Raw genomic sequence first — 26983 nt, 5'->3', positions numbered from 1 at the left:
TATAAATCAGCGTTTCGCATTCTTTGTCAAGAATGTTGCAAAACACTGGACTATTTAAAGTAATGGAACACCTGTATGGCGAACAAATTTGAATTTCAAATCCGAGTGTATATTGAAGATACAGATGCAGGAGGCATTGTTTATCATGCCAATCATATTCGCTTTATGGAACGCGCACGTACAGAATGGTTACGTGCTTCAGGGATTTCACATTACTGGCATCAAAAAGATTACAACTTTGTCGTGCATAAATTAGCGCTTAAATATTCACGTCCAATATTAATGGATGACTTAATTACTGTTACAGCAAGTGTAGTTTCGTGTAAAGCAACGTCTTTTGTATTGCAACAAAATATTTATCGTGGTGAAATCATGCTAGCTTCAGGGGAAGTAGAATTGGCGTGTATTAGCGCTGAAATGAAACCGCTGAGAATTCCAAATGAAATCCGTGATCTAATCGAAAAAGAATTAGCCCACGCATAAAAATATGATTGGCACATGTAACTATGGCAACACAACTCGAATCTTCACTTCACGTCACAGATTTAATTCTTCAAGCGAGTCCAGTCGTACAACTGGTCATGCTGGTGTTGGTACTAGCTTCACTCTTTAGCTGGTACCTTATTGCCAAGTTACATATGACGTTTAAGAAAGCTCGCCAAGGTGATGATCATTTTCAGAAGATTTTTTGGTCTGGTGCAGAACTCAACACTTTATATAACAATGCACAAGTCAACTCTAAGCGTGAAGGCTTGGAAGATGTTTTTTATCTTGGTTTTGCAGAATTTCTCAAACTCAAAAAAACCAAAGCTGAAACAGCACAAGTCATTGATGGCACAGAGCGTATTCTTGGGGTGGGTTTAAGCCGAGATCAGAGCCGTATGGAACAAGGCCTCAGTGCACTTGCCAGTATTGGTTCAGTTGCGCCCTATGTTGGTTTATTTGGTACAGTTTGGGGCATTATGAATGCTTTTATCGGCTTAGCCCAAGTCGATCAAGTGACGCTAGCAACTGTCGCACCAGGTATCGCGGAAGCCCTCATTGCGACTGCTATTGGTTTATTTGCTGCGATTCCTGCAGTACTTGCATTCAACCACTATACGGCCAAAAGTGAAGAAATTTACTCCGATCGTTCCTTGTTTGCTGAAGAAATGGTGGCGCTTTTACAACGTCGATCTGTGGGTTCTACACAGGAAGCTGAATAAATGGCCGTTCGTCGCTCAGGGCGTTTCCAACGCATCAAAAAGCCACTTAACAGTGACATGAATGTAGTTCCTTATATTGATGTCATGTTAGTACTTTTAGTGATTTTTATGGTGACCGCACCAATGATCACAAGTGGCATAAAAGTTGATTTACCTGAAGCAAACAGTGTACCGATTGAATCTAAGGATGCACCAGCTATGGTGACTTTAGATCAACAAGGACAATACTTTTTAGAATACAAGGGTAGCCAACCAAGTCCACTGAGCTTGCAAGAATTACAACAGACACTTCGTGATGCACAACAAATTGCTGAACGTGAGAATAAACAATTTAGTGTCGTCATCAATGGTCATAATACTCGACCTTATGGTGAGGTGATGACGCTCATGTCTAACTTACAAGATGCAGGGATCAATCAAGTTGGCTTGCTGACCAAACCGATTCAATAAGCTATGAAAGAATCTAACTCCCGCTTTTCAAAAGAAAAGAAAATTGCAATCGGATTCACTGTTGCAGTCCATGTGATTGCGATCACAGGCTTATTGTTTCTTGGATTGACTCAACCTCCTGAGCCAACTAAAACTGTTAAAACAGTTTTAGTGAAACCTGAGGATCTGGTACCACCTGAACCCACGCCATTGGTTGAATCTGATCATTCAGATACAGCGCACCAGAACGTTCAAGAAAATGTTCAACAGACCAATGAGCCGATTCAAAATGCTCCTGTGATTCCTGTTGCGCCTGCTGTACCTCCTCCAGCTCAACCAAAAGTCGAAGAGCCAAAATCCGACCGTAAAGCTGAGCAAGCGGCTGCGGTTAAAGCTCAACAAGAAGCCGAACGTAAAGCAACGGCTGAAGCACAACGTCAAGCGACTCAAGAAGCGAATCGTAAAGCTAAAGCTGAGGCCGATGCTAGAGCTAAACAAGAGGCCGCCCAAAAAGCCAAAGCAGCAGAGCAAAACGCAAAACAGGAACAACAAAAGGCGAAAGCTGATGCGGCTTTAAAAGCGAAACAAGGAGCTGATCGTAAAGCTAAAGCTGAGGCAACTCAAGCCAAAGCTAAGCAAGAAGCTGACCGGAAAGCTAAGGCAGAGGCCGATGCTAAAGCCAAACAAGAAGCCGATCGGAAAGCCAAAGCTGCTGCTGAAGCCAAAGCCAAACAAGAGGCTGATCGTAAAGCGGAAGCAGATGCAAAAGCCAAACAGGATGCTGATCGTAAAGCTAAGGCTGCAGCTGATGCCAAAGCTAAACAAGAGGCTGATGCGAAAGCTCGTCAGGAAGCACAAAGAAAAGCAGACGCTGAAGCCAAAGAACGTTCCGAAGCTGAAGCTCGAGAATCTGCCGCTGAAAAAGCTAGACAAGAAGCAGCCAACAAAAAAGCTGAATCTAAACGCATCGCTTCTTCAGCAAAAAGAGACTTTGAGCAAAAAATTAAAGGTGCTTGGAGAATGCCAATAGGCTCTTCAGGTCAAAAAGCGACAGCACGCGTGACATTATCTGACAGTGGTTCTGTGACTTCAGTCATCGTCAATGCATCAGATCCAGATGTCAAAGCCAGTGTTGAACAGGCTGTTCGTGCAGCAGCACCATATCCGATGCCATCCGATCCTGATGCAAGGCGTGAAGCTCGTAGTTTCACTTCTTCATTCACCGTGAAATAATAAAAAACCTTTCGATTCGTCGAAAGGTTTTTTTATGAATTGCGGATAATTACACGCTTTATATAGATTCGGTACGGAGCTATATGCTAAAAAGCTAGAATATTCGAAAAATTAGTATCTTGAGTACGTGACCTCTCATGAAAATGATCTCAAAACATCTTCTCGGTTTAGCAATTTTGGCAGCATTTAGCCCTGCTCTCATTACGACCTCTTATGCACAGCTTCATCTTGAAATTGCTAAAGCACCTGAAGAAGCACCAAAAATTGCTATCGTGCCATTCGTAGGTGATCAACGCTTATACCCTGTTGTAGAGCAAGATTTAAACCGTTCAGGTCGCTTTACCAGTTCATCTAAAAATTTACCTGCAACAGCAACCATCAATCAAGCCAATGGTGCTGCTTGGCAATCTGCAGGCGTACCTTATGTTGTGAATGGTGAAGTTAAAACCAATCCTGATGGCTCACTGGCTGTTCATTACCAACTCTATGATGTCCAAAAACAACAATATTTGCTCAATGAACTATTAACTGTACCACCATCGCGAATTCGATCTGCAGCACATATGATCAGTGATGCGATTTACCAAGCATTAACAGGTATTCCTGGTGACTTTAGTGGTCGCATCGCTTATGTTTTGCGAAATCCTGCGACTCCTGATAATCGCTATACTTTACAAATCGCAGATACGGACGGCGAACAACCACGCACTGTATTGAGTTCGCGCGATCCAATTTTATCCCCTGCTTGGACACCTGATGGCAAAAAAATCGCTTATGTTTCATTCGAAACTAAACGTCCAGCGATCTATGTTCAAGATTTAGCGACTGGACAACGTGAAAAATTAGCTGGGTTCCGTGGCTTAAACGGTGCGCCAAGTTTTTCCCCAGATGGTAAAAGCATGTTGTTCACTGCTTCAATGCATGACAACCCTGAAATTTATCAAATGGATTTAAATACGCGCCAAGTGAAGCGTATGACAAATAATACAGCAATTGATACAGAAGCTCGCTATACCCCAGATGGTAAAGGTTTTATCTTTACCTCAGACCGTGGTGGTTCAGCACAGATCTATCATTACACGTTTGCTGATGGTTCAACAAAACGTTTGACTTTCCGCGGAGCATTCAACGCACGTGGCAGTTTAAGTGCCGATGGTAAATATGTTGCTTTAGTACATCGCCCTTCAGGTAGCAACTATAAGGTAGCAATTCAGGAAATCTCCACTGGGATCACGAACATATTAACGCCAACCAGTTTAGATGAATCACCAAGCTTTTCACCAAATGGTCAAATGGTCGTATATGCGACACGTGAAGGCAGCCGTGGATTGTTATCGATTATGTCTACAGACGGCCGCTTCCGCATGAATTTACCTAGCGAGCAAGGTGAAGTTCGTGAACCTGCTTGGGCACCTAAATAATCGAATTTAATCTTTCAAGGAGATGAACATGAACGCGATTAAAACGTTTGCTCTTCCACTCATTGCTGTAAGTTTAGTAATGACGGGGTGCGCAAGCCGTAAACCAGCAACTACAGATACCACTACGATGACACCACCATCAACGTCCACCTCTGTAAATACGACTGGTCTCAGTGAAGATGCAGCATTAAATGCTCAAAACTTAACGGGTGCTTCTGCTAAAGGGGTAACTGAAGCCAATAAAGCTTTCTTGGCTAAACGTGTTGTTCACTTTGATTATGACAGCAGTGAGCTATCTACTGAGGACTATCAAACCCTCCAAGCACATGCACAATTTTTATTGGCAAATGCAAACTCTAAAATCGCATTAACTGGTCATACCGATGAACGTGGAACGCGTGAATACAATATGGCTTTGGGTGAGCGACGTGCCAAAGCAGTTGAAAGTTATCTAATTACAAATGGTGTAAATCCAAACCAACTCGAAGCTGTGAGTTATGGTAAAGAAATGCCAATTAATACAGGTAATAATGAAGCTGCGTGGAAAGAAAACCGTCGTGTAGAACTCAATTATGAAGCAGTGCCACCACTTCTTCGCTAATGAATGCAAAAAAAGCGCTCAATTCGAGCGCTTTTTTTACATCAGGTTTAAGACCTTTGCGAGTCTGGCATGGGCACTTGCATAGACTCAATCATGTCATGCTTATTAAACTCTTTATATTCAGGTTTAGCCTCGTACTGTTTCCATGCTTCCTTGGAACTCTCTGAACTAATTTCGTTTAAGTCGATTGCCTCACCTGGCGTTGGAGTTGCTTCAAACTTTTGAATGCTCATTTTAAAGCTCCTTTTAAAATCATCCTCCTATCAACATACCATGTTCTAAAACTCTGGCAAGTGCAAAATCACCACAAATAACGCAGGATAATTTCTATTTTGCACTGAACTCATCTAAAATAGCCCAAGATCCAAATTTTATTCTTTTAAAGCTTTTAGGAGCGTCCTTGTAATGTCATACCTCACCTTGTCACAATATCTTGCACAACAACAAGGAAATCTAACGCCTGAACTCTCTAATGTGATTGAAACCATTGCTGAAACGTGTAAAACCATCGATTCAGCATTGCAAAAGGGTGCCTTAGCGGGTGTATTAGGTAGTGCTGGTAATGAAAACGTACAAGGTGAAGCGCAAAAAAAATTAGATGTTATTTCAAATGACTATTTAATTGATGCGCTAAAAAACAACGCAAATGTAGGCGGTTTAGCTTCTGAAGAACTCGATGAGTTTACACCAGCACAAGAGAACGGTAAGTATTTAGTTTTATTTGACCCACTAGATGGCTCAAGTAATATCGATATCAATATGTGTGTTGGCACCATCTTCTCTATCCTACCTGCCAAAAATTCAGTGACACAAGCAGAAGATTTCCTTCAAGCAGGCACTGAACAAGTCGCAGCTGGTTATGTGTTATATGGCCCATCAACTATGATGGCATTAACCGTTGGTGCAGGTACTGTTTTCTTTACATTTGATCCAGAGTCAAAAACATTCCTGTTGACGACTGAAAATATCCAAGTGGATGCCGATACAAAAGAATACGCCATTAATGCTTCAAACCAACGTCATTGGGAAGAACCTGTTCAACGCTATATTGGTGAGCTACAAGCGGGTAAAACATCTGTACGTGAAAAAGACTTTAATATGCGTTGGGTTGCCTGCATGGTTGGTGATATCCACCGTATTCTTTGCCGTAGTGGGATCTTCTTATACCCTTACGATACCAAAGATCCTAAGAAAGCAGGTCGTCTACGTCTTATGTATGAAGCAAATCCAATGAGTATGCTCATGGAACAAGCAGGTGGTGCTTCGACAACAGGTCGCGTGCGTATTATGGAAATCCAACCGACTGAACTTCACCAACGTGTACCAGTCGTTATTGGTTCAAAAAATGAAGTTGAGCTTGTTACTGCTTATCATCAATAATTTTACAATTGAGAGCCTATTGATTTAGGCTCTCATGGAAGTCAAACTGAATGGCCATTATCTTTTTAGAATCTAAAGACAACCCGAAAATTAAACATTTACGTGGTTTAATTGATCAAAATAGTTACCGTAAAAAGCAAGGCCAAACTGTTCTAGAAGGCACACATTTGTGCTTAGCTTGGTTAGAAAAAAATCGTAAATTGAATTCGATTTTTACCACTGAAAAAGCAATGGAACACGCCGATTTTGACGAAATCGCACAACACTATACAGGTTCAGTGTTTGTTATTAGTGAATCACTCTATAAAGACATTAGCACGCTAGGAACCACCTTAGCATGTTTAGCGATTGTGGATTTACCAACTCAACGTGATGCTCTAGATTATACTCAAGACACTTTAATTCTTGAAAATGTTCAAGATCCAGGCAATGTGGGTACATTACTTCGTTCAGCTGCGGCTGCAGGTATTGAACAAGTTGTTTGCACCAAAGGTTCAGCATCTTTGTGGTCTCCTCGCGTATTACGAGCAGGAATGGGTGCGCACTTTTCATTAAAAACCTATGAAAACGTTGCGCTTGAAGATGTGCTGTCTCAATTCAAAATTCCCGTGTATGTCACGAGCTCACATGAATCAGAAAGTTTATATGCAAAAGACTTAACTCAAGCTTGCGTATGGGTACTGGGCAATGAAGGTCAAGGCGTTTCGGAATATGCCCTAGCGCATGCTTCAGCAATTACCATTCCCCAACCGGGTGGTCAAGAATCATTAAACGTTGCAGTTGCCGGATCGATTTGTTTCTTTGAAATGGTACGCCAACGGATATGATTCGTTAAAATATATTAACGAAGTCACTGAAAATAAAAAAATCTATTAAACTGCTAAAAAATAGTTGCTTAGATTGTCAACCTACCATTATGTTTTGACGTTATATAAGTAACGATTAGAAAATAATGGTGGGTACCCAATGACGGGATTTTCCATCTCTATGGATTTAGCACCAAAAAAAGTCAAGCCTGAAGATTCGAGTGTTCTTTTGAATACGGCAGAACAACGTCTTAAATATTTTATGCAAGACGTCTCTGGGCGTGCATTGGTGATGATGGAAAGCGCAACTCAAGGACACAATGGCATTGCCATGGATTTAGTCCAAGAAGCTTTTATATCTTTGCATAAATCATATGCTGATAAATCCACTGCAGAGTGGTATCCCCTTTTCTATACCATTTTAAATAACAAACTTCAGGATTGGCGTCGTAAAGAATCTCGACGGGCTTTTCCATTCTCGTTATTTAAAAAAAATAACCACGATGAAGATGATGACGAAACCATCAATATTGTGGATGAATCAACACCTAATCCGCTGCAATTTCTTGCACAAGAGATGGCTGTTGAGGAGATTCAAAATGCAATTTCTAAGTTACCTGTTCGCCAACAACAAGCATTTATGTTGAGAGCATGGGAAGGGTTTGACACACAAACCACAGCCGAAATCATGAATTGTTCAGAAGGCAGTGTGAAGACCCATTACCATCGAGCTATACAGGGCTTAAGATCTGCTTTGTCTCACTTAAACCCAAATGACGGGGGATCATCGGATGAATCATGATGAATTTACGAAACAAGTGACTGAAAAATTGAATGTACTGGCATCAAAACATCGCAATAAAGCGGTCGTGATGGAGCATGTACTCGATGAGATTAAAGACAAACCGTTATTTTCTCAGTTGATGACTTGGAAAGTTACTGGTTTTGCATTAGCAGCCGCGATCACAGGATTTGTGGTACTTCCAAATACATTTGATTTGGAAGAAGCTCCAAGCCCACAACAAGTGATTGTCACCCCTAAACTTTCTCCGCAAATGATGGAAGATCTAGAAATGTTATCTGTTTTTGGTGAGGATAAATCAGCTCATGGCAGCTAAAGGCTTAGCGATTGCACTCTGCACATTAGGTTTTTTACAAACCAGTTTTGCAGGCTATGAACGTTTTTGGATCTTCTCGAAAGACAATAATTCTGAACTTAATGAATCTTGGGAATCGCTTTCTGAAGAAGAACAAAAAGCACTGATTAAACGCTATCAAAATTTGAAAGAAATTCCTGAAGAGCAAAGTGTTGTTCTACAACAAAGAATGGATTGGTTTACTAAACTGCCTGAACAAGAAAAAATACAAATGCGCGAAACTTGGCAACAGATGAGCTCAAGTGAACGAAATGATTTGCGTAAAAAAATGATGAACGCGACGACTGCCGAGCAGCGCAGGGAAATACGCGAAACTTATATAAATAAATATATGCAACAAACCACGATGAAATAATAAACTTTAAAGCCTCCACAAGAGGCTTTATTTTTTAGTTAAAGATATATACCCTCACGTTCAGGCTGATAGAGCACTTTATCAATTTTCACTTTCATTGTTTGCCCATCAGGCTGAGGCCATTCAATTTCTTGTCCTTCCGCCAAACCTAGGATTGCTGCACCAATAGGTGCAATCACATTAACCTGCCCCTTTTCACCTTTAAAGTCATGGGGATATACCAGCACAATCTCTGTAGATTCAGTGGACGGTGCAACCGTTATCAGCACTCTAGCATTCATCGTTACTACATTGGCAGGGATATCTTTAGGCTGTACGACTTCAGCACGAGCCAACTCATTTTCTAAATGCTCCATCGTTGGAGTTATCTGCTTCTGATGTTCCAACATGGTTTCTAAACGATTTAAATCCTGTTCCGAAATAATAATATTTGGATGGCTCATTTTCTGCTCCAATTCAAATGTATAACGACAATTGAATAATTAATAGATACATCAGTTATATCAGAACTATCTAAAAATGACAGATTTGACATTCCAACATTCAATAAAAAAGCCCCCTTGAGGGGGCTTTTCTCAAGTCGAAGATTATTTTGCGTAAACTGGGAATTTAGCGCATACAGTCTCAACTTTAGCTTTCACAACGTTGATGACAGTTTCATCACCTTTAGAATCTAAGATATCCGCGATCCAACCTGCAAGTTCACGTACTTCTGCTTCACCGAAACCACGAGTTGTTACAGCTGGAGTACCGATACGGATACCAGAAGTTACGAATGGAGAACGTGGATCGTTTGGCACAGAGTTTTTGTTCACAGTGATGTGAGCCGCACCTAACCAAGCATCAGCATCTTTACCTGTAATGTCTTGTTTGATGAGAGACAACAAGAACAAGTGGTTTTTCGTACCACCTGAAACAACATCATAACCGCGTTCGATTAACACTTCAGCCATTGCTTGCGCGTTTTTCACAACTTGTTGTTGATATGCTTTGTATTCAGGAGCCATTGCTTCTTTGAAGCAGATTGCTTTAGCCGCTACAGCATGAACTAAAGGACCACCTTGGTTACCTGGGAATACAGCAGATTGAAGTTTTTTCTCAATTTCTTCATTTGCTTTTGCAAGGATTAAACCTGAACGTGGACCACGAAGTGTTTTGTGAGTCGTCGTTGTAGTTACGTCAGCAATTTGAACTGGGCTTGGATAAACACCAGCAGCAACAAGACCAGCAACGTGAGCCATATCAACGAATAGATAAGCGCCTACTTTGTCTGCGATTTCACGGAAACGCTGCCAATCAACGATTTGGCTATAAGCAGAGAAACCAGCGACAATCATACGTGGCTTGTGTTCTACAGCTAAACGTTCAACTTCTTCGTAATCGATTTCACCCGTTTCTGGATTTAAACCGTATTGGATCGCATTATATGTTTTACCTGAGAAGCTAACTTTAGCACCGTGAGTCAAATGACCACCGTGAGCTAAGCTCATACCTAAAACAGTATCGCCTGGGTTAAGAAGCGCTAGATAAACTGCAGAGTTTGCTTGAGAACCAGCATGAGGCTGAACGTTCGCGTAATCAGCACCAAAGAGTTCTTTAGCACGGTCAATTGCCAATTGTTCAATCACGTCTACATATTCACAACCGCCATAGTAGCGTTTGCCTGGGTAGCCTTCTGCATATTTGTTAGTGAGTTTTGAACCTTGAGCTTCCATTACTGCTGGAGAGCAATAGTTTTCTGAAGCGATTAACTCAATATGAGCTTCCTGACGAGCATCTTCACTCGTAATAGCTTGAGCTAATTCTGGATCAAAGTCAGCAATAGAGATATTGGCAAACATTAGCGAGGTCCTATTAATGTAGGGCTTTTAAGCCGTGCTAAGATTGGCGCGTATTGTAACATGAACTTGTTAAATTTCGAGAATGAAGTTTAAACAGTTTGCAATTAAATTTGATTAATTCTTGTGTGTTCACTCTATTACTATTAAAAACAAATATCTGAATTATGACTATTCTTTTTAAATTTATTCATTTTTAAAAATTATTTTTAACAACCTACAGTCTAAACTTGCAGCGTCAATATCATAGAAAACGAAATTTCTTTAAATGAGCACCTTATCTAAATAATTCCCATAATTTGTTCAATTCAGCATAATTTATACAATTCATTGACTTTATTACTGTGAGCTCAGATTTGAAAATGTTAAATTAATTACATCTTTATCATTTACTTGGACATTTGCATGCAAGCCATTATCTTGGATACTGAAACCCATACATTAAACGGTTTGCCCATAGAAATTGCATATGCTCCTATTCAGATTGAACAAGGCAAATTAAGTCTTGATCGCGAAAAAATCTTTGACCAACTATATAGCGTTGGTGACGAAAAAATTTCCTATGCTGCAATGGCGGTTCATCATATTCTTGAAAGCGATTTAGTAGATCAACCCAACTTCAGAACCTTCGAGTTACCTCAAGAAACGACGTATATTATTGGTCATAATATTGATTATGATATTCGAGCTATTCAGCAATGCGGCGTTGAAACAAGTCATATTAAAGCCATCTGTACACTCGCTCTTTCTCGACTAGTTTGGCCTCATGCAGAAGCACACAACATTTCTGCTTTAATTTATATGATTAGTAAAGGCAGTAGCAAAGCTAGAGAGATGTTAAAAGGTGCCCATCGAGCTGACGCAGATATTATTTTGACTGCAAATATCTTAATGCACATTATTCATCATTTGGGTATTCAAAACATTGAAGAACTCTATGAAGTATCTGAAGATGCACGTATTCCTCGTACAATTAACTTCGGTAAACATCGTGGGACAGCCATTGTAGATCTTCCAAGTGATTATGTTTCATGGTTACTAAGACAAGAAGACTTGGATCCCTATTTGAAAAAAGCCTTAGAAAAAACTTTAATTGATACGCTTTAAGCAATATTTCATGACTCTCACTTTGAACCTAAACCTCAAAGTGAGAAATTAACTATTTTTTTTAATACTTTTAAACGATTAAACTAAAATTTACACCAATAATTAAAATAATATAATCACATGATAATTAAATATTTTTTATTATTTTTATTCATTCAACACTGCCCACCTCATCCGCTATTAGACTAAGGCGAAGTAGAACATCTTTGTCATAAATATATTAATACGATCATACAACAACGGTATAAATAGGTGCCTTATGTCTAAACTCAGCCAAATTCTAGAATTTGATCCTTTAGATAATCCTATGTATCTTAAAAAAGTCGGAAATTGGGTTCTCACCTTCTTGCATGCCCATGACCAGGTGGAGAAAATCCAGCTCGCCATTACCAATGTTATTCCGCGTCAAGCAGATGGCTCATTGCAGCCTCGACGTATTATCATTGAGCAAGCTGATCAAGATCATCAATGGCAAATCAATCACATAGAATGTTTTGATAGCCTTGAAAATAAAGAAGTCCTGCTCAATGCTTCAGAACAAACGGGTGGATCGATCATTCAAGACCTGCTCAGTGAATTTCGAAAATATGATGTTGAAGTCATGTTTAAAGCATAATTCCGATATGAAAAAGCCCGCTTTACGCGGGCTTTATGTTGGAAGGCTAGTGTTAGATTTATTGTTCAACTGAACTCAACTAACTGTCATTGATCCGTCCAACTCGTCAGTAGCGTTGAATATTTACAACCTACTGTGATTTTTAATTTAATACTTTCAATATGTGATGTGAAGTCACTTTAACACTTTTCAACAACTGTATAAAAAAAATACAATTGAATTTTTTTATTTATAGATAAGAATAAGTTTCGCGAATATGAACAAAGTTTTAATTCAAAAAAGTCGACCGAAATGGGTCGACTTTTAATTCTAATTTTAAGCACAGAATTAAGCCAAATGACGTGAACGATTATTTGAATGATTTACACCAAAACGTCCAGCAAAAATCGTCACAATCAATCCAATCAATAAACCAATGAATGACCATAAAGCAGCTTTTGCAGCAGCTTTAGTCGCATTAGCTGCTTTTTCACGTGCTTGATCTTTTAGTTCAGCGTATTTTAATTTAGCAGATTGAATATTCGCCTCTAAATCATTAAAGAATTTATCCTGCTGTATAAGGAAATTATTGACAGCTTGATTCGCTTCTTGCGGAGTTAGAGATGAATTTTTCGCTAAAGCAGCACTGACTTCATTCTTATTAATAGAAGCAGTTACAGATTGTGCACGAGTTTTTAATTGTTCTGATAACTTTTGAATAATAGCATCACTGTTATCTGGATGAATCACCAATTCTTTTGCAGCAACCTTAATTTGCTCTTTTGCCCATTCACCCTGCGCTTTTAAGAATTCGGGTTGCAATTCCTCGATTCCTGTTTTGCGTAATGCCTCAGACATCTTTTCATCACTATTTTCAAGCTTTGGTAAAGGAACCAATTCCTCAAAAGCTTGAACTCCGATCTGAGTTATATTAACGCCACCTCGACCAATTTCTGATGCTACACTACCCGCAGCACTACTGACTGAACTAATCGCACTACCAGTAATTTTTGCCGCGCCGCTAATGGTCATTGCACCAAACCAGATACCTAACAGCAATGAAAGTGACCAGACAATAAAGCCATGGATTGCACCATCAGCTTGAGCTAAGTGACCTGCAACAAATCCACCAATAGCCAACGATACTAACAATGAAATAATTGTCCATACGCTTATTGCTATCCCTGAGCCATTTGTAATATCAGTGGTAGATTGTGGATCTAGGAGCGCAAATCCCAATGCAACGCCTAGTAATGATATTAAAATTGAAATAGCTAATACAACAATAACGCCAGCGAAAATACTCGCCCACGAAATTCGATTTTGGATCAAAACTTTTTCTTCGTACATTGTTGTGCCTCTTATTTGAATTATTCATAATTTATGTGATTTATACGGCAATACCGCAATTTAAATTTAAAATAAGCCATGTAAATTTTATGTGAAATATTTTGCATTTTTATGTTTATTTTGAGACTAAATATATTATTATTTGTCAGTATTGGAGCATCTCACGATTCAATCGACTCAGATTAACAATTCAGATTACGCACTAAATTTTGATAAAAATTTACTAAAAATATTTTATTTGACGGACTATGTTTTGTTTGAAAGACATAAAAGAAATGGTGCGCTCAGCGGGACTCGAACCCACGCCACAGGCTTCGGAGACCTGTACTCTATCCAGTTGAGCTATGAGCGCATTTTAGGAAGTGCGCACATCATAACAAAAAAAACTCTAAGGTAAAGCAACTATATATCTTTCGAATTTTTAGTGCTCATGCTTTATACAGTGTTTCAACATCAAAACAGAGAATTCTGATTACAAAGCTTGGTTTATTTTTCAAGATCACTCACAATATCTCAACTTTTCACCATTCGAGATATTCATGACTGATGCATTGACCTTAAGGGATTTGTCGAAGACCTATCGAAATGGTTTTCAAGCACTAAAAGGAATTAATTTAGATGTTCCAGAAGGTGAATTTTATGCACTTCTAGGCCCTAATGGTGCAGGTAAATCAACCACTATTGGCATCATCAGCTCTCTTACAAAAAAAACTGCAGGAACTGTCCAGATTTTTGGTCATAACCTCGATACACATCCTTCTCAAGCTAAACAATGCTTGGGTGTAGTCCCTCAAGAGTTTAACTTTGCGCAATTTGAAAAGACTTTCGATATTTTAGTCACACAAGCAGGTTATTACGGCATTCCAAAAAAAGTTGCTGAAACTCGTGCAGAGGAGTATCTGACCAAATTAGGTTTATGGGAAAAACGTTCTACTCAAGCCCGTATGCTATCTGGGGGAATGAAACGCCGCCTTATGATTGCCCGAGCAATGATGCATGATCCGAAACTGTTAATTCTCGATGAACCGACTGCTGGTGTTGATATTGAACTACGTCGCTCGATGTGGGACTTCTTAACAGAAATGAATCAGAAAGGTACATCTATCATTCTCACAACACATTATTTAGAAGAAGCAGAAGTACTGTGTCGCAAAATTGCAATTATTGATCGTGGCGTCATTAAAGAAGACACCACCATGAAGAACTTCTTAAATCAATTAAATGAAGAATCTTTCATTTTTGATTTGGCTGAACCTATAGAACCGATACAACTTGACATTATTGGTGTGAAATTTAATTTGGTTGATCCAGTGACCTTAGAAATTACGCTTGATAAAGCACATAGCATGAATGATCTTTTTCAACTTCTAGAATCACAGAACATTCAAGTTCGAAGTATGCGTAATAAATCAAATCGTTTAGAAGAGCTATTCGTCAAAATGGTCGAAAAGAATCTTGATGGAGCTGCGCAATGAATTTTAACCAACTCGCTGTAGCTTTATATACGATTATCCATAAGGAAATTCGTAGATTTATGCGCATTTGGCCACAAACATTGTTACCACCAGCAATTACCATGTCACTGTATTTTGTGATTTTTGGAAATCTAGTCGGTTCAAGAATTGGGGAAATGGGTGGCTTTACCTACATGCAGTTCATTGTACCTGGTCTAATTATGATGGCTGTCATTACTAATAGTTATGCCAACGTTTCATCAAGCTTTTTTAGTTCTAAATTTCAAAAAAGTATTGAAGAACTGATCATGAGTCCAGTGCCTTTACATGCCGTACTTTGGGGTTATGTGCTTGGTGGTGTTGCTCGAGGCTTATTGGTTGCTATCATTGTGACTGCAATGAGTTTATTTTTTACTGACTTATATATTACCAACTGGTTCGTCACAATTTATACCGTACTCATTACGTCATTACTGTTTGCATTAGGTGGATTTATCAATGCGGTCTATGCAAAGTCATTTGATGATATTTCGATTATTCCCACTTTTGTTTTAACACCGTTGACCTATTTAGGTGGGGTGTTCTATGCAATTTCTGCATTAAGCCCATTTTGGCAAAATCTATCTTTAATTAACCCTGTCGTATATATGGTCAATGCATTCCGTTATGGAATTCTTGGTCATAGCGATGTAAATGTATCTATCTCTTTATTAGTAATCACAGCGTGTTGCGCCGTGCTATATGCGGTCGCTTATCACCTACTCTCCCGTGGTTCAGGAATGCGTGAATAATGAGCGTTGAACAATCTCTTTTAGGCAAAGACACCAACTATCCAACTGAATATCAACCTGGGGTGTTATTTCCAATTGCTCGCGCAGAAGCACGAGCGAAGTACGCACATGTAGATGGTATTCAACAAGGAATTGATTGGTGGCATATTTTTGAAATTTCTTGGTTGAATCTGTTAGGGATTCCTCAAGTTGCAATTGGTCGAATGCATCTTCCTGCTTCATCACCTTATCTCATCGAGTCCAAATCTCTTAAACTATATTTCAATAGTCTGAATTTTGCTAAATTTGAATCTCAAAATCAGTTTATTGAGACAGTCGAGCGTGATCTTTCTAAAGCAGCCAATGCAGAAGTCAGACTTGAATTATTCGATGTTGATCAGTTGAATATTGCCCAGCCTGAAGGAATATGCATCGACCATTATGAGCCTGAACGTCTTGAAAACCACCCTGATGCGAGCTTACTTAAACTCGATGCAGCGTCTTCCGAAGAAATCGTTGAAATTCAATTATATTCGCATTTATTAAGAAGTAACTGCCCAGTCACAGGTCAGCCTGATTGGGGCACAGTTTTTTTAAGATATCGTGGCAAAAAACCTTGTTATCGTTCAGTTTTAGCTTATATTATCTCCTATCGTCAGCATAATGGCTTTCACGAACAATGCGTTGAACAAATCTACGCAGACATTTGGGAAAACTTTAATCCTGAAAAGTTGATGGTATATGCGACTTATACACGCCGTGGTGGTTTAGACATTAACCCTTGTCGTGTATCGGACTTTGCATGGATGCCAAGCCCAATTCGATTGGCGCGACAATAAATTGAAGAATAGTTGAGGTTATACGATGTCATATTTTGGTTTTATTCCATCTGAATCTTTGTTAAAGAATATTCAAACTGGAATTGAGAAAAAAAATTCAAACGAACCACTTTACCCTTTGCGTGATCAAACTGCACTCGCTATTAATGATGAAATTATCGATGCAATTTTAGTTGAACTTGTACGTCGTTTCCCTGCAAGTGACAAACGAGAAACAGCTGAAAAACTTGCTGGTTATATTAAATCAACAGTATCGGTACTACTTAAACAGTTATTGGGTAAAGCACCAAATGACGTCGTGAGACAATCGATTGAATTCTCTGAAAAGAGTTTATTCAAAGATCCAGAGGGTAATTATCGTGTCGGTGCTCCATTACCTGCTGATCTAGTGACAAACTTAAAAAATAGCTTTGCAGAAGTACGTGCAGGCAATGATGTCAATCGTGCAGTTCTGTCTGAACAATACAAGCAATTCGGTGAAGCTGCAGTTCGTCACTTTATGAATGATTTTAACAAGACTTTAGATTTGGGTATGATTAAACGTAAGGCGTCTGATATCGCTTCTTCAGCGGTCATCAAAGCAGTTCATATTGCTATTGATAAGCTCATTCCTAACTTTACTAAAGAAGAATTGTTAGCTACAGCTGAATATCATGACACGCTATTTATTCAAGAATAAATCAGACTAATCAAAAACCTAGCTTCTGCTAGGTTTTTTTATGTTTTAAAAATAGTTCATCAATATTGAATAAATAAAAGGCATAATTCATCCATTTTTACACTTTTTATGTAGGTTTTTGTGAATCCATCACGACCTAATGTTATCTTAATAAACATTGCGATTAATCAAATGATGTTGAACTTTTAATCCTTATCAACACTTATACCTTTGCGTCTACCACCGATAATAATTGGATCTGCTGCTGTTATGTTATTTGAAAATTTTAATGTTAAATTACAACGTATTGGTTTAGCACTCAGTGCGTTTATGATCACAAGTTTTGTTCAAGCCAACGACTTCGCTCAACATCCTCAATATCAAAATTTTAAACTAAAAACGATGCAGACCTATGGTTTGAGTGCTGAGCAAGTTGACTGGGCCATGAATGGATCAAAAAACCTACCAAATATTATCAACATTATGAATCGCCCAGGAGAAAGCAAGCCTTGGTACGAATATAAAAAGAATTTTTTAGCAGAAAGTACAATTCAACGTGGTGTGCGTTTTAAAAATCAATATGCAGACACTTTAAATCGAGCAGAACAGCAGTTCGGTGTTCCCCAGTCCATCATTCTCGGTATTCTCGGCGTAGAGACAGGTTTTGGAGCAAATAAAGGTTCATTCATCACACGTGATGCACTAGCTACTTTAGGGTTTGGATATGAACGACGTGCACAATACTTTCAAGACGAATTAAGCGCTTTGATTGCATGGTCTTATAAGGACGGCATTCCAGCTAATTCAGTCGTTGGCTCTTATGCTGGTGCTGTGGGCTATCCTCAATTTATGCCAAGCAATATTCCGAAATTTGGTGTGGATTATGACGGTAATGGTCATATCGATCTCAGAAACTCTGCTGTAGATGCAATTGGTTCTATTGCAAATTATCTTGCTCAACATGGTTGGCAACGAGATCAACCGATTGCTTTTGCCGCACGCTACCAAGGAAATAATGCGGATGCCATCATAGCCAAAGACTTAACACAACCTACTCCATATGGTGCATTAAAAGTTCAAGGCATTAGCCCACTCAATCCTATTGTTAAAATAGATGACTTAGACATGGTCAATGTGATTCAACTACAAGAAAATTATGGACCAGCTTATTACCTTACATATCCTAATTTTCAAGTCATTACGACCTATAACCGTAGTCGAATGTATGCAACTGCACTGTGGCTTTTAGGGACTGAAATCGCGAGTAGATAAATATAAATCTACTTGTTTTCACAAAAGTCAATAAATATTTTTGTGATTAAGTTCACTATTTGCACATTTTACATATTTTGTTACACTATTGATTAATTTTTAACCATATTTTGTGATAATTTGTCGTTTTTGTAACTAAAGTGAAAATAAAGCTAGACACTTTTGTATCAGGATGAATATCATCCACTACCGTTAAATGCAGTTGCACAAGTAAATTTACAGACCATTTAGGTTAATTATCAGCAACTTAGATAATTAACTTAGGGTTCCAAGGAGTTAAACGATGCATGCTTCGCTGAAAATGTTATCAATATTAGGTATTAGTTTGGCTTTGACTCAAACTCATGCCGAGTTAGTTCAATCCTCTTATCTAAATAATGATGTTGACCAATCAAGTCTTGCTTCACGCGTGATTAGCAAAGACTCTACAAGTTTCAATTCGCACTTCTCGAATTTAAACAGTTTAGCAATTACTGAAAGTTCAGGTGATAAAATTCGTCGCGAAACAATTGCAGCGAAAATTCAAGTACCTGTTGAAGAGCCTTCAGTGATTGATAAACTTAATAATGTTGCTTCAAACACTGTTCGTCGTTTTAGTCAAACAGGAGTTGCTTCTTGGTACGGTCGTCAATTTCACGGTCGTAAAACTGCAAGTGGCGAGACATTTGATATGAATGCACTTACTGCAGCGCATCGTAGCCTACCGCTTAATTGCTATATTCGTGTAACGAATAAATCTAATGGTAAAAGCGTCGTTGTTAAAGTAAATGATCGCGGCCCATTTCATGGTAATCGTGTTGTAGATTTATCTTACGGTGCTGCGAAATCTCTTGGTATTACCAATGCTGGTACTGCGCGTGTAAGCATCGAACGTGTGGATGGTCCAAACTCTTAGGTTCTCATGATTCAGCGAAGCATTTAACGGCAAGCCACTCATTGAGTGGCTTTATTATTTTTAATTTTTTTTGATGTGACCAATATACAAAAAAGAATCTTGATTTATCATCTTATGTCATAATGTAGTTTATAGAATAAATAAAATTCAAATAATCAGTGAAGGAAATAGGATGAAGACAATTACAGAATGGTTAGATGAATATAGTGATAGCCATCAAAACCCAACCAATAAAACATTACACTGGATTTGCGTACCCACGATTCTATTCTCGATCATTGGCATACTCGCTCATTTCAGCGCATTACTGACTACCCTTTTACTGGTGTTAACACTCATCTTTTATGCAAGATTAGATCTTGTACTCGCGGTTGCAATGGCAGCGTTATTATTGGTCATGTCTTGGCTTATTATTTTTCTTCCATTCGGGAAAGGATTCTATATTGCTCTATTCGTTTTGGCTTGGATAGGTCAATTTTACGGGCACAAAATTGAAGGGAAAAAGCCATCTTTCTTTAAAGACCTCCAATTCCTTCTGATTGGCCCTCTATGGTGTATGGATGCCTACCTAGATAAGATACTACCCAATTGGAAATCACGCCAAATCAGCGCTTAAATTAGCAAATACAGCATGGGTTAAATTAGAATTTAATTTAGCCCGATGTTCATGCTCTAATTAAGTAATTTATGAGATAGAAAAACAGTAAAGTAAAAACTAAATTACTGAAAACTTTTTGACTTATTAGCGCAAGCAGTACACAAAATATTGCTGCCCATAAATAGTGATTACTCGACATAACCCTTAATTCTGCTGCTTCATAAAATACAATCGGTACACATATTGCAGTCAACAAACATGGCGCAGAATATTTCAACATCTGTTTCAAAATTCTAGGAAGTGGCACATTTACCCTTGGCTCCAAGAATAAATATCGATTAATAAAGATCATGATCGACAACCCCAGCAAAAGCATCCAGCTCATTTTTAATCCCCTTTTGTTGTTTGCCATTTTTCAACTATCACACTGGCAAACATTCCACATAGACCAGAAATAATTAACGCTGCATTTACTTGGTAAGCTTCTAAAATTAAAGAAAAAATTATGGTAATCACAACACCAACAAGTATTGTAAGATTTTTTATCATTGGCACTATAATTAATATAAGCAGTGCAACGACTGAGAAATCAAGATGCAAATTTGATAAATTAGGAATGAAGTGAGCAAGCACAATCCCAAATAAACTAAATATCAGCCAAAAAATATAAAAACAAAGTCCTGCTCCAAATAAATATGCGAATGAGCGTTGTGATTTATTTTTTACACCAACCGCAAATAATTCATCCGTCAGCAGAAAGCCAAATACAATACGTTTAAATAGTGGAAATTTACTAACATCATTTCGAAAATTAAGCGCGTAAATTAAATGCTGACTCGTCAGAAAAAAAATCGTCAGATAGATTGTCATCAGCGAAGCCTGCCCCGAAACCAATCCTAAGCTCACTAATTGTGCAGCACCAGCAAACATAAACAATGACATTGCAAAAGCTTGTATCGCATTCAATCCAGTCTGTATCGCCAAAGAGCCAGCCAATACCCCCCATGGCATGACTGCAATTGCCAACGGCATAATACCCAGCACACCATGTATAAAATTCTTTTTTGTATCACTCATCTTTTTCATCAATACATCTTAATCTGATTCACTTATCGATTATTATCATCTGATGAGTAATGATTGATCTTGAATAATATTGCGGCGCAAATTTAAGGAAAATTAATAGTTCAAAAGATATTGTCTAGGCGTTACACCTATTGCACTTTTAAAATGTCGATTTAAATGACTCTGATCAGAAAATCCAGTGAGTTGTGCAACCTCAGTTATTCGCACCCCCTGCTTAAGCAATTGTTTAGCTTTTTGAATTCTTCTTTGAACAAGCCAACTATGTGGAGGCAATCCCGTATGTTTTTTAAATTCACGTAATAAATGCCATGGGCTTGTATCTACATATGCAGACAACTCGTGTAGAGAATAGTCATGTTCAGGAAAACTACTCATAAGTTCTTTTATTAGTTCAACTTTTTTTCTCATTTCTGGTATGTTGATTGGACTTAATTTCGCCCGCCCATAGCAATAGATCAATCTGGCCAATGTCGTCAAATAGAGGCTTTCTTTAAGCAAAGTATCCTCGCCCTGCTCAAATAAATCGAATAAAAATACTAGTTGCCTCGCCAAACCCAAATCATGAATCACTGCATCCGAGAACCATGGGACTGCATTCTTGGTTGTAAAAAAATCTCGACTCAGATCTAATATCATTTCAGGTGTTGGGTAAATTGCTCGATATTTCCAACCAGTTTCCACAGCGGATGAACCAGTATGTATTTCATCAGCATTCACCAGAATAATATCGCCTTTAGGTGCGATATGAAGCTTTCCAGAGCGGTAAAAACTTTGTGCCCCATCTTCAATGACACCAATACAATAGCCCTCATGAGCATGTTTTGAAAATTGCTTACGTTGAAATTGAGCTTTTAATAATTCCAATCCGCCCAATTCTTTGAAATGAAGATAATTAGCAGACTCTTGCATCTTTTTTCTGGATATTACGCCTATAAAATTGCATAAAAACTATCACGCCTGCATTTTAAATCTAGAATGAAATTGCTCATCTCATATATTTATTTTTATAAAAATTATTGATAACTTCGACCCTGATGCTTTAACCAACCATCAATATGCCGTTTTTGAGGATCATGGTGAGTCCAATGAATTACACCACCCTTGTCGGTATATTCATATTCACCATAGAACTCGACGATATCCCCTTTTTGAATATTCTCAACACGTGGTGCCAAGTCTATATTATGAGCTACCAAGACTGTCTGACCATGATTAAGTTTTAAAATAAATTTCTGATGTCTAGATCCTTCATTATCATCATTTAATATTGCAACAACTTCTCCAGAAGCCCTAACTTGCACATCACTCATCTTTTTTTGAAAAAGTGTCGCTATTTTTGCGGCATCATCATTATCCGCAGAGGATAGTTCTCGTTGGTTAGCATCATTATATTGAGTACTTGCATCTGTAGGATTTAGTGCGTGCTCATTACTCTGTTTTAAATCCTGTTTTAAATCGACACCGAAATATGCTGCGACCACCACTGCAATTAACGCAACAATACTCATTTTTGATTTCTGAGACATATTGATCTCTAAGTTATATTTTTATTTCATCCTAAAGTTTATATCATTTAGACTCATCAAAAAAAAGAAAAAGCCCTTTAAGGGCTTTTTCTTTTTCAAAATAATTGAATCAATTATTTTGCAGCAGCTTGAGCAGCAGCAACTTCTTCAGCGAAAGAAAGTTCAGCTTTTTTCTCAATACCTTCACCCACTTCGAAGCGTACGAATTGAGCAACAGTTGTACCTGTAGATTTAAGAACATCAGCAACTTTCTTGTCGTTGTCGATAACGTACATTTGACGCTCAAGAACAACTTCATTTAAGTATTTTTCAACTGAACCAGTTACCATTTTTTCAACGATATTCGCTGGTTTACCAGATTCAATTGCTTTTGCTTCAGCAATTTCTTTCTCTTTAGCGATTAACTCAGCAGAAACACCTTCAGCATTTACAGCAACTGGGTTGAACGCAGCAACATGCATTGCGATACCTTTACCAGTAGCAGCATCACCAGCAAATGAAACTACAACACCGATTTTTAAACCGTGTTTGTAGACTGCAAGGTTTTCACCTTCAACGATTTGAGCACGACGAACTTGAATGTTTTCACCGATTTTTTGAACAAGCGCAATACGAGCTTCTTCTACAGTTGCACCATCTTCAAGTTTCAATTCAGCAATTTGAGCAGCATCAGTTACATTCGCAGCAAGCGCAGCAGCAGCAACTTTCGCAGAGAAACCAGCAAAGTTTTCGTCTTTAGCAACGAAGTCAGTTTGACAGTTTACTTCTAAAAGAATTGCTTTATTGCCTTCTTGAGCAATTGTAATCGCGCCATCAGCAGCAATGTTACCTGCTTTTTTAGCAGCTTTTGCTTGACCAGATTTACGAAGGTTGTCGATCGCTAACTCGATATCGCCACCAGCTTCTGTCAACGCTTTTTTACATTCCATCATTGCTAGACCAGTACGATCACGCAACTCTTTAACCATGCTTGCAGTAATAGCAGTCATGTTATTCTCCTAAATTCGGTCGAGATATGTATCTGTTAACAAAAACGGCCCAAATTAATCATCTGGGCCGTTTTGCTTGATTGATGCTTAAGATGCCACGATTACGTGTCGCAAAAATGACAAATCCGCATCAAATCGCATTAAGCCTCAGGAGCTTCTTTAGCAGCTTCTTCGCCTTTAGCTTGCGCATTAGCTTGAGTTTGAGCGTATTCTTTACCAGCAATAATCGCATCAGCCATCGCAGTAGCGTAAAGAGTTACAGCGCGGATCGCATCATCGTTACCAGGAATAACGAAATCAACGTTATCTGGGTTAGAGTTAGTATCAACGATACCGATTACTGGAATACCAAGGTTCTTAGCTTCTTTGATTGCAATCGCTTCGTGGTCAACGTCGATGATGAACAATGCGTCAGGTAAACCACCCATGTTCTTAACACCGCCAAGAGCACGTTCAAGTTTTTCCATTTCACGAGTACGCTCTAAAGCTTCACGTTTAGTAAGCTTAGCGAAAGTACCGTCAGTAGACTGAGTTTGAAGATCTTTAAGACGGTTGATTGATTGACGAAGAGTTTTCCAGTTCGTCAACATACCACCTAACCAACGGTGATCTACATATGGTTGACCAGCACGTTGAGCTTGTTCACGGATGATGTTAGAAGCAGCACGTTTAGTACCAACGAACAATACTTTGTTCTTTTTGCTTGCTAGGTTGTTAACAAAGTTCAATGCATCATTTAACGCAGGAACAGTGTGCTCAAGGTTGATGATGTGAATTTTGTTACGCGCACCAAAAATGTATTGACGCATTTTTGGGTTCCAGAAGCGAGTTTGGTGACCGAAGTGCGCACCAGCTTGAAGAAGGTCGCGCATGCTTACGTTGTAATCTGCCATTTTCTTTACCTTAAAAGTTTGGGTTAGGCCTCCATATGTCCGCATTCTCCACCCTTACGGGCACCCAGAGTAATGTGTCGACATATGTGCGGATTTTATTAACCAACATATCATCCGATTAAGTGAATCTATTCACGAAAAGCATTTGATAAATTGGGCGGCTATTTATACCATAGTCACACACAAATTTCCAAAAGTTTTTAAAGATCATGAACAGTACTTATGAAGCACCACGTCGTTTAATTAAATCTGCTGAAGATATCGAAAAGATGCGTGTGGCGGGACGACTAGCGGCAGAAGTTTTGGATATGATCAAACCGCATATCAAGCCTGGTGTGAGTACACTAGAATTGGATACGATTTGTCATGATTATATTGTGAATAAACAAGATGCCATTCCTGCTTGCCTAGGCTATGGTGCTGCGCCTGGTCGTCCTGCATTCCAGCATACGATTTGCACATCAGTAAACCATGTGGTTTGCCACGGTATTCCCTCTGAAAACAAAATCTTGAAGAAAGGTGACATCTTGAATATTGATGTCACTGTGATTAAAGATGGATTTCATGGTGATACCAACATGATGTACATCGTGGGTGGCGAGACTTCTATTCTTGCAGATCGCTTATGCAAAGTTGCACAAGAAGCAATGTATCGTGGTATTGCTACGGTAAAACCTGGTTCGACGATCGGTGATATTGGTCATGCGATTCAAAAATATGTTGAGTCAGAGCGTTTCAGTGTCGTTCGTGAATATTGTGGTCATGGTATTGGAACTGTTTTCCATGATGAACCTCAAGTGCTTCATTACGGTCAACCAAATTCAGGCATGGTTTTAGAAGAAGGTATGACATTTACAATTGAACCAATGGTCAATGCTGGTGTATGGCAAACTAAACTTCTTGGTGATAAATGGACAGTTGTAACGAAAGATCATAAATTATCTGCGCAATATGAACATACTGTTTTAGTCACTAAAACAAGTGTCGAGGTATTAACTGCTCGCCCTGAAGAGGATTTATCCCGATTTCAATAATTTTAGTTAATTAATAAAGTTAAAAAAGTCAGACCAATTTAAATTGATCTGACTTTTTATTTTGCTAAGTCACTCAATCAGAAATAAATTCACAAACAAACCTAACAAATGTTGGATTTTCAAGATTTAAATTCATGATTTTTAAAAATTTTTTATCACAAAAATGCGTAAAAACGCTTTTCAAACTGATTCATTTTATGTTTATATAACGCTTAAAGAATGTAAAACAACAACTAGCAACAAAATCGGACAGGGAGTCCAAAATGACGAAAAAAGCATTCTGGTGCATGGTCGTACCTATTGTTTTTGCATCTACAACTATTTATGCAGAATCATCATTTTTTAATCTGGATGAAACTGAAGGGTTTAAACGATATTCAATTTCAGTCGGACCATTACATGTTATGCCTCAAGGTAAAGCCAAGGCACCTAAAATTCGTACAGCAGTAAAAAATGGTGAAGTTGCAAAAAATGGTGATATTACACTTTCTACTGTTTTTGAGAACTTAGATCCTGATAAAGAAAAAGAAAATCAAAGTATGCAAGCACTTTTGAAGATCGTTGATGCTTTTAGCGATACTTATCCAGCCAGTCAAAGTGGAACTTCAACTGTAAGCGGCATTGAAAGTTGGAGTATGGATGGTTCTGGAATGACTGCAGATGATGTCACAACACTTGGCATCATGATCAATTACCATTTCAACGATAAGATCTCATTCGAGAGTAAAGCTGGGTTCCCCCCAAAAGTAGATATTCAAGGAAAAGGTAAGATTACAGCACCGTTTACAGCTGAAGCCAATTCAAAATTAGGGTTGATCTCCCTACCTACCATTTATCTGAAGAATGATTTGCCAATTACAGATCTTGAGAGTCATGGAAACTCTATTGCGACAGCTCGTGCATGGACCCCAATGTGGGAATTGCAGTACCATTTTGGACAGACTGGGATCAATAAATTTAGACCCTATGTTGGGCTTGGACTTATGGTCGCTTACTTCAATGAATTAGAATTGAATCCAAGCCTTGAAAAAGACTTAATTGATTCAGGTCACATGATTGCCAATATGAAAAATGGACGCGGTGGCGATGCATTAATTAAAGGTAAAAAAAGTACAGCAAATCCCAAGGTTAAACTTGAGTCCGAATTGAGTTTTGCGCCAATAGCCACGCTTGGGTTTACTTACGACTTCAATCAGAACTGGTTTGCAGTTGCATCTATTAGTTATGCACACCTAACAGGTAAAACCACAATTGAAGTCAACGATGATAAACTCGGAACATTATTTTCATCGGAAGTTGATTTAGAAGTAAATCCTATCATTGGTTATGCTGGTGTAGGCTATCGCTTCTAAAACACTTGAGGCATATTGAAGCCATACCCCAATATGCCCAACCTATCACAAATAAAGAAAAAATAAGACAATTAACACACACTTTAAAATCCAACTTATATCATATTTTTCAATAATTTAACAATTGTAAATTAGGATAA

32 protein-coding genes and 1 tRNA gene are annotated in these 26983 nt (G+C 38.5%); 22 read left to right on the top strand and 11 right to left on the bottom strand.

All coding sequences use genetic code 11. The features are described from left to right. Positions 1-75 precede the first annotated feature (75 nt). From ybgC to pal, 6 genes are all read left to right on the top strand, one after another. Complete coding sequence (ybgC, locus tag AC1M89_RS00885) at positions 76-483, top strand: tol-pal system-associated acyl-CoA thioesterase (protein WP_035265725.1); 408 nt, start codon at positions 76-78, stop codon at positions 481-483. Between the two features lie 23 nt (positions 484-506). After that, on the top strand, positions 507-1205 hold the full coding sequence (gene tolQ, locus AC1M89_RS00880; protein WP_179998400.1) for a protein TolQ: 699 nt from the start codon (positions 507-509) through the stop codon (positions 1203-1205). Then, the gene (gene tolR, locus AC1M89_RS00875; RefSeq protein WP_481589753.1) at positions 1206-1655 is read left to right on the top strand and encodes a protein TolR; all 450 of its coding nucleotides are present in this window, start codon (positions 1206-1208) and stop codon (positions 1653-1655) included. A 3-nt stretch (positions 1656-1658) separates the two neighbouring features. Then, complete coding sequence (tolA, locus tag AC1M89_RS00870) at positions 1659-2867, top strand: cell envelope integrity protein TolA (protein WP_481613720.1); 1209 nt, start codon at positions 1659-1661, stop codon at positions 2865-2867. 137 nt (positions 2868-3004) lie between these two features. After that, positions 3005-4288: a Tol-Pal system beta propeller repeat protein TolB gene (tolB, locus tag AC1M89_RS00865; protein WP_179998402.1), complete on the top strand. Its 1284-nt coding sequence runs from the start codon at positions 3005-3007 to the stop codon at positions 4286-4288. Positions 4289-4316: 28 nt separating this feature from the next. Beyond that, complete coding sequence (pal, locus tag AC1M89_RS00860) at positions 4317-4889, top strand: peptidoglycan-associated lipoprotein Pal (protein WP_481613719.1); 573 nt, start codon at positions 4317-4319, stop codon at positions 4887-4889. 47 nt (positions 4890-4936) lie between these two features. On the opposite strand, the gene AC1M89_RS00855 is transcribed toward pal, so the two are convergent. Then, complete coding sequence (locus AC1M89_RS00855; RefSeq protein WP_035265716.1) at positions 4937-5122, bottom strand: NF038105 family protein; 186 nt, start codon at positions 5120-5122, stop codon at positions 4937-4939. A 172-nt stretch (positions 5123-5294) separates the two neighbouring features. On the opposite strand from AC1M89_RS00855, the gene AC1M89_RS00850 reads away from it, so the two are divergent. From AC1M89_RS00850 to AC1M89_RS00830, 5 genes are all read left to right on the top strand, one after another. Then, complete coding sequence (locus AC1M89_RS00850; RefSeq protein WP_035265714.1) at positions 5295-6269, top strand: class 1 fructose-bisphosphatase; 975 nt, start codon at positions 5295-5297, stop codon at positions 6267-6269. 50 nt (positions 6270-6319) lie between these two features. Continuing rightward, a complete protein-coding gene (locus AC1M89_RS00845) occupies positions 6320-7096 on the top strand; it encodes a TrmH family RNA methyltransferase (RefSeq protein WP_481595542.1) in 777 nt (258 codons plus the stop codon). Between the two features lie 160 nt (positions 7097-7256). After that, positions 7257-7877, top strand: a complete 621-nt coding sequence (locus tag AC1M89_RS00840; RefSeq protein ID WP_481613935.1) for an RNA polymerase sigma factor — start codon at positions 7257-7259, stop codon at positions 7875-7877. Then, entirely contained in the window at positions 7867-8193 is a 327-nt protein-coding gene (locus AC1M89_RS00835; protein WP_481613718.1) for a hypothetical protein, read from the top strand. The genes AC1M89_RS00840 and AC1M89_RS00835 overlap by 11 nt, the downstream gene beginning before the upstream one ends. Beyond that, complete coding sequence (locus AC1M89_RS00830; RefSeq protein WP_481595544.1) at positions 8183-8587, top strand: DUF3106 domain-containing protein; 405 nt, start codon at positions 8183-8185, stop codon at positions 8585-8587. Before AC1M89_RS00835 ends, AC1M89_RS00830 begins: the two co-directional genes overlap by 11 nt. A gap of 38 nt (positions 8588-8625) precedes the next feature. On the opposite strand, the gene rnk is transcribed toward AC1M89_RS00830, so the two are convergent. Together rnk and glyA are read right to left on the bottom strand one after the other, a co-directional pair. Continuing rightward, positions 8626-9030 carry a nucleoside diphosphate kinase regulator gene (gene rnk / locus AC1M89_RS00825; protein ID WP_481613717.1) on the bottom strand — a complete coding sequence of 135 codons (405 nt, stop codon included), beginning with the start codon at positions 9028-9030 and terminating at the stop codon, positions 8626-8628. 144 nt (positions 9031-9174) lie between these two features. Further along, positions 9175-10428 (bottom strand): serine hydroxymethyltransferase, encoded by a 1254-nt coding sequence (gene glyA / locus AC1M89_RS00820; RefSeq protein ID WP_481613716.1) that lies wholly within the window; start codon positions 10426-10428, stop codon positions 9175-9177. Positions 10429-10830: 402 nt separating this feature from the next. Between glyA and AC1M89_RS00815 the strand changes: the two genes are divergently transcribed. Both AC1M89_RS00815 and AC1M89_RS00810 read left to right on the top strand, forming a co-directional pair. Next, positions 10831-11532 (top strand): putative quorum-sensing-regulated virulence factor, encoded by a 702-nt coding sequence (locus AC1M89_RS00815; protein WP_481613715.1) that lies wholly within the window; start codon positions 10831-10833, stop codon positions 11530-11532. A gap of 259 nt (positions 11533-11791) precedes the next feature. After that, the gene (locus tag AC1M89_RS00810) at positions 11792-12148 is read left to right on the top strand and encodes a hypothetical protein (protein ID WP_035265701.1); all 357 of its coding nucleotides are present in this window, start codon (positions 11792-11794) and stop codon (positions 12146-12148) included. 327 nt (positions 12149-12475) lie between these two features. Here the strand turns inward: AC1M89_RS00810 and AC1M89_RS00805 are convergent, their stop codons facing one another. Together AC1M89_RS00805 and AC1M89_RS00800 are read right to left on the bottom strand one after the other, a co-directional pair. Then, on the bottom strand, positions 12476-13477 hold the full coding sequence (locus AC1M89_RS00805) for a YrzE family protein (RefSeq protein WP_481613714.1): 1002 nt from the start codon (positions 13475-13477) through the stop codon (positions 12476-12478). Between the two features lie 276 nt (positions 13478-13753). Further along, a tRNA-Arg gene (locus AC1M89_RS00800) sits at positions 13754-13829 on the bottom strand. Between the two features lie 187 nt (positions 13830-14016). Between AC1M89_RS00800 and AC1M89_RS00795 the strand changes: the two genes are divergently transcribed. The 7 genes from AC1M89_RS00795 (at position 14017) to AC1M89_RS00765 (ending at position 19981) form a co-directional block, all read left to right on the top strand. Beyond that, entirely contained in the window at positions 14017-14952 is a 936-nt protein-coding gene (locus AC1M89_RS00795; protein WP_481595579.1) for an ABC transporter ATP-binding protein, read from the top strand. Beyond that, the gene (locus AC1M89_RS00790) at positions 14949-15722 is read left to right on the top strand and encodes an ABC transporter permease (RefSeq protein WP_092766033.1); all 774 of its coding nucleotides are present in this window, start codon (positions 14949-14951) and stop codon (positions 15720-15722) included. The genes AC1M89_RS00795 and AC1M89_RS00790 overlap by 4 nt, the downstream gene beginning before the upstream one ends. Further along, on the top strand, positions 15722-16540 hold the full coding sequence (gene queF / locus AC1M89_RS00785) for an NADPH-dependent 7-cyano-7-deazaguanine reductase QueF (RefSeq protein WP_481613713.1): 819 nt from the start codon (positions 15722-15724) through the stop codon (positions 16538-16540). Before AC1M89_RS00790 ends, queF begins: the two co-directional genes overlap by 1 nt. A 25-nt stretch (positions 16541-16565) precedes the next feature. After that, entirely contained in the window at positions 16566-17219 is a 654-nt protein-coding gene (locus AC1M89_RS00780; RefSeq protein ID WP_092766031.1) for a hypothetical protein, read from the top strand. 309 nt (positions 17220-17528) lie between these two features. Then, positions 17529-18470 (top strand): lytic murein transglycosylase B, encoded by a 942-nt coding sequence (mltB, locus tag AC1M89_RS00775; protein ID WP_416224309.1) that lies wholly within the window; start codon positions 17529-17531, stop codon positions 18468-18470. Positions 18471-18753: 283 nt separating this feature from the next. Then, a complete protein-coding gene (locus AC1M89_RS00770; RefSeq protein ID WP_218947276.1) occupies positions 18754-19365 on the top strand; it encodes a septal ring lytic transglycosylase RlpA family protein in 612 nt (203 codons plus the stop codon). A 172-nt stretch (positions 19366-19537) separates the two neighbouring features. Continuing rightward, on the top strand, positions 19538-19981 hold the full coding sequence (locus AC1M89_RS00765) for an Mpo1 family 2-hydroxy fatty acid dioxygenase (protein WP_481588475.1): 444 nt from the start codon (positions 19538-19540) through the stop codon (positions 19979-19981). Between the two features lie 49 nt (positions 19982-20030). Here AC1M89_RS00765 and AC1M89_RS00760 read toward each other — a convergent pair whose 3' ends face one another. The 6 genes from AC1M89_RS00760 to rpsB all read right to left on the bottom strand — a co-directional run bounded on the left by AC1M89_RS00760 (position 20031) and on the right by rpsB (position 24457). Continuing rightward, the gene (locus tag AC1M89_RS00760; protein WP_481613712.1) at positions 20031-20348 is read right to left on the bottom strand and encodes an AzlD domain-containing protein; all 318 of its coding nucleotides are present in this window, start codon (positions 20346-20348) and stop codon (positions 20031-20033) included. A gap of 2 nt (positions 20349-20350) precedes the next feature. Continuing rightward, a complete protein-coding gene (locus AC1M89_RS00755) occupies positions 20351-21049 on the bottom strand; it encodes an AzlC family ABC transporter permease (RefSeq protein WP_481588477.1) in 699 nt (232 codons plus the stop codon). A 93-nt stretch (positions 21050-21142) separates the two neighbouring features. Next, positions 21143-21958 carry an AraC family transcriptional regulator gene (locus AC1M89_RS00750; RefSeq protein WP_481595584.1) on the bottom strand — a complete coding sequence of 272 codons (816 nt, stop codon included), beginning with the start codon at positions 21956-21958 and terminating at the stop codon, positions 21143-21145. Between the two features lie 104 nt (positions 21959-22062). Continuing rightward, on the bottom strand, positions 22063-22575 hold the full coding sequence (locus tag AC1M89_RS00745; RefSeq protein ID WP_481613711.1) for a DUF3465 domain-containing protein: 513 nt from the start codon (positions 22573-22575) through the stop codon (positions 22063-22065). A 113-nt stretch (positions 22576-22688) separates the two neighbouring features. Next, entirely contained in the window at positions 22689-23564 is an 876-nt protein-coding gene (gene tsf, locus AC1M89_RS00740) for a translation elongation factor Ts (protein ID WP_035265686.1), read from the bottom strand. A gap of 140 nt (positions 23565-23704) precedes the next feature. Then, complete coding sequence (gene rpsB, locus AC1M89_RS00735) at positions 23705-24457, bottom strand: 30S ribosomal protein S2 (RefSeq protein ID WP_035265684.1); 753 nt, start codon at positions 24455-24457, stop codon at positions 23705-23707. A 209-nt stretch (positions 24458-24666) separates the two neighbouring features. Here rpsB and map point away from each other — a divergent pair, with 209 nt between their 5' ends. Both map and AC1M89_RS00725 read left to right on the top strand, forming a co-directional pair. Further along, positions 24667-25491, top strand: a complete 825-nt coding sequence (map, locus tag AC1M89_RS00730) for a type I methionyl aminopeptidase (protein ID WP_481613710.1) — start codon at positions 24667-24669, stop codon at positions 25489-25491. 263 nt (positions 25492-25754) lie between these two features. Continuing rightward, on the top strand, positions 25755-26843 hold the full coding sequence (locus AC1M89_RS00725) for an OmpW/AlkL family protein (protein WP_481613709.1): 1089 nt from the start codon (positions 25755-25757) through the stop codon (positions 26841-26843). The last annotated feature ends 140 nt before the right edge of the window (positions 26844-26983 follow it).

Source organism: Acinetobacter sp. ANC_7635 (assembly GCF_056779945.1).
The sequence above is the reverse complement of the archived record's forward strand: the minus strand, read 5'-3'. Positions and strand labels throughout refer to the sequence as shown.

What these genes read in the sequence shown, in the direction of transcription:
- AC1M89_RS00855 (WP_035265716.1), bottom strand. Translation starts at nt 5,122, where the DNA reads ATGAGCATTCAAAAGTTTGAAGCAACTCCAACGCCAGGTGAGGCAATC.
- AC1M89_RS00760 (WP_481613712.1), bottom strand. Translation starts at nt 20,348, where the DNA reads ATGAGCTGGATGCTTTTGCTGGGGTTGTCGATCATGATCTTTATTAAT.
- AC1M89_RS00745 (WP_481613711.1), bottom strand. Translation starts at nt 22,575, where the DNA reads ATGTCTCAGAAATCAAAAATGAGTATTGTTGCGTTAATTGCAGTGGTG.
- AC1M89_RS00830 (WP_481595544.1), top strand. Translation starts at nt 8,183, where the DNA reads ATGGCAGCTAAAGGCTTAGCGATTGCACTCTGCACATTAGGTTTTTTA.
- AC1M89_RS00850 (WP_035265714.1), top strand. Translation starts at nt 5,295, where the DNA reads ATGTCATACCTCACCTTGTCACAATATCTTGCACAACAACAAGGAAAT.
- map (WP_481613710.1), top strand. Translation starts at nt 24,667, where the DNA reads ATGAACAGTACTTATGAAGCACCACGTCGTTTAATTAAATCTGCTGAA.
- queF (WP_481613713.1), top strand. Translation starts at nt 15,722, where the DNA reads ATGAGCGTTGAACAATCTCTTTTAGGCAAAGACACCAACTATCCAACT.
- mltB (WP_416224309.1), top strand. Translation starts at nt 17,529, where the DNA reads ATGATCACAAGTTTTGTTCAAGCCAACGACTTCGCTCAACATCCTCAA.
- AC1M89_RS00835 (WP_481613718.1), top strand. Translation starts at nt 7,867, where the DNA reads ATGAATCATGATGAATTTACGAAACAAGTGACTGAAAAATTGAATGTA.
- AC1M89_RS00805 (WP_481613714.1), bottom strand. Translation starts at nt 13,477, where the DNA reads ATGTACGAAGAAAAAGTTTTGATCCAAAATCGAATTTCGTGGGCGAGT.
- glyA (WP_481613716.1), bottom strand. Translation starts at nt 10,428, where the DNA reads ATGTTTGCCAATATCTCTATTGCTGACTTTGATCCAGAATTAGCTCAA.
- tolR (WP_481589753.1), top strand. Translation starts at nt 1,206, where the DNA reads ATGGCCGTTCGTCGCTCAGGGCGTTTCCAACGCATCAAAAAGCCACTT.
- AC1M89_RS00755 (WP_481588477.1), bottom strand. Translation starts at nt 21,049, where the DNA reads ATGAAAAAGATGAGTGATACAAAAAAGAATTTTATACATGGTGTGCTG.
- AC1M89_RS00770 (WP_218947276.1), top strand. Translation starts at nt 18,754, where the DNA reads ATGCATGCTTCGCTGAAAATGTTATCAATATTAGGTATTAGTTTGGCT.
- pal (WP_481613719.1), top strand. Translation starts at nt 4,317, where the DNA reads ATGAACGCGATTAAAACGTTTGCTCTTCCACTCATTGCTGTAAGTTTA.
- tsf (WP_035265686.1), bottom strand. Translation starts at nt 23,564, where the DNA reads ATGACTGCTATTACTGCAAGCATGGTTAAAGAGTTGCGTGATCGTACT.
- AC1M89_RS00750 (WP_481595584.1), bottom strand. Translation starts at nt 21,958, where the DNA reads ATGCAAGAGTCTGCTAATTATCTTCATTTCAAAGAATTGGGCGGATTG.
- rnk (WP_481613717.1), bottom strand. Translation starts at nt 9,030, where the DNA reads ATGAGCCATCCAAATATTATTATTTCGGAACAGGATTTAAATCGTTTA.
- AC1M89_RS00780 (WP_092766031.1), top strand. Translation starts at nt 16,566, where the DNA reads ATGTCATATTTTGGTTTTATTCCATCTGAATCTTTGTTAAAGAATATT.
- tolQ (WP_179998400.1), top strand. Translation starts at nt 507, where the DNA reads ATGGCAACACAACTCGAATCTTCACTTCACGTCACAGATTTAATTCTT.
- AC1M89_RS00810 (WP_035265701.1), top strand. Translation starts at nt 11,792, where the DNA reads ATGTCTAAACTCAGCCAAATTCTAGAATTTGATCCTTTAGATAATCCT.
- AC1M89_RS00840 (WP_481613935.1), top strand. Translation starts at nt 7,257, where the DNA reads ATGGATTTAGCACCAAAAAAAGTCAAGCCTGAAGATTCGAGTGTTCTT.
- AC1M89_RS00845 (WP_481595542.1), top strand. Translation starts at nt 6,320, where the DNA reads ATGGCCATTATCTTTTTAGAATCTAAAGACAACCCGAAAATTAAACAT.
- AC1M89_RS00795 (WP_481595579.1), top strand. Translation starts at nt 14,017, where the DNA reads ATGACTGATGCATTGACCTTAAGGGATTTGTCGAAGACCTATCGAAAT.
- AC1M89_RS00765 (WP_481588475.1), top strand. Translation starts at nt 19,538, where the DNA reads ATGAAGACAATTACAGAATGGTTAGATGAATATAGTGATAGCCATCAA.
- AC1M89_RS00790 (WP_092766033.1), top strand. Translation starts at nt 14,949, where the DNA reads ATGAATTTTAACCAACTCGCTGTAGCTTTATATACGATTATCCATAAG.
- tolA (WP_481613720.1), top strand. Translation starts at nt 1,659, where the DNA reads ATGAAAGAATCTAACTCCCGCTTTTCAAAAGAAAAGAAAATTGCAATC.
- tolB (WP_179998402.1), top strand. Translation starts at nt 3,005, where the DNA reads ATGAAAATGATCTCAAAACATCTTCTCGGTTTAGCAATTTTGGCAGCA.
- AC1M89_RS00815 (WP_481613715.1), top strand. Translation starts at nt 10,831, where the DNA reads ATGCAAGCCATTATCTTGGATACTGAAACCCATACATTAAACGGTTTG.
- rpsB (WP_035265684.1), bottom strand. Translation starts at nt 24,457, where the DNA reads ATGGCAGATTACAACGTAAGCATGCGCGACCTTCTTCAAGCTGGTGCG.
- ybgC (WP_035265725.1), top strand. Translation starts at nt 76, where the DNA reads ATGGCGAACAAATTTGAATTTCAAATCCGAGTGTATATTGAAGATACA.
- AC1M89_RS00725 (WP_481613709.1), top strand. Translation starts at nt 25,755, where the DNA reads ATGACGAAAAAAGCATTCTGGTGCATGGTCGTACCTATTGTTTTTGCA.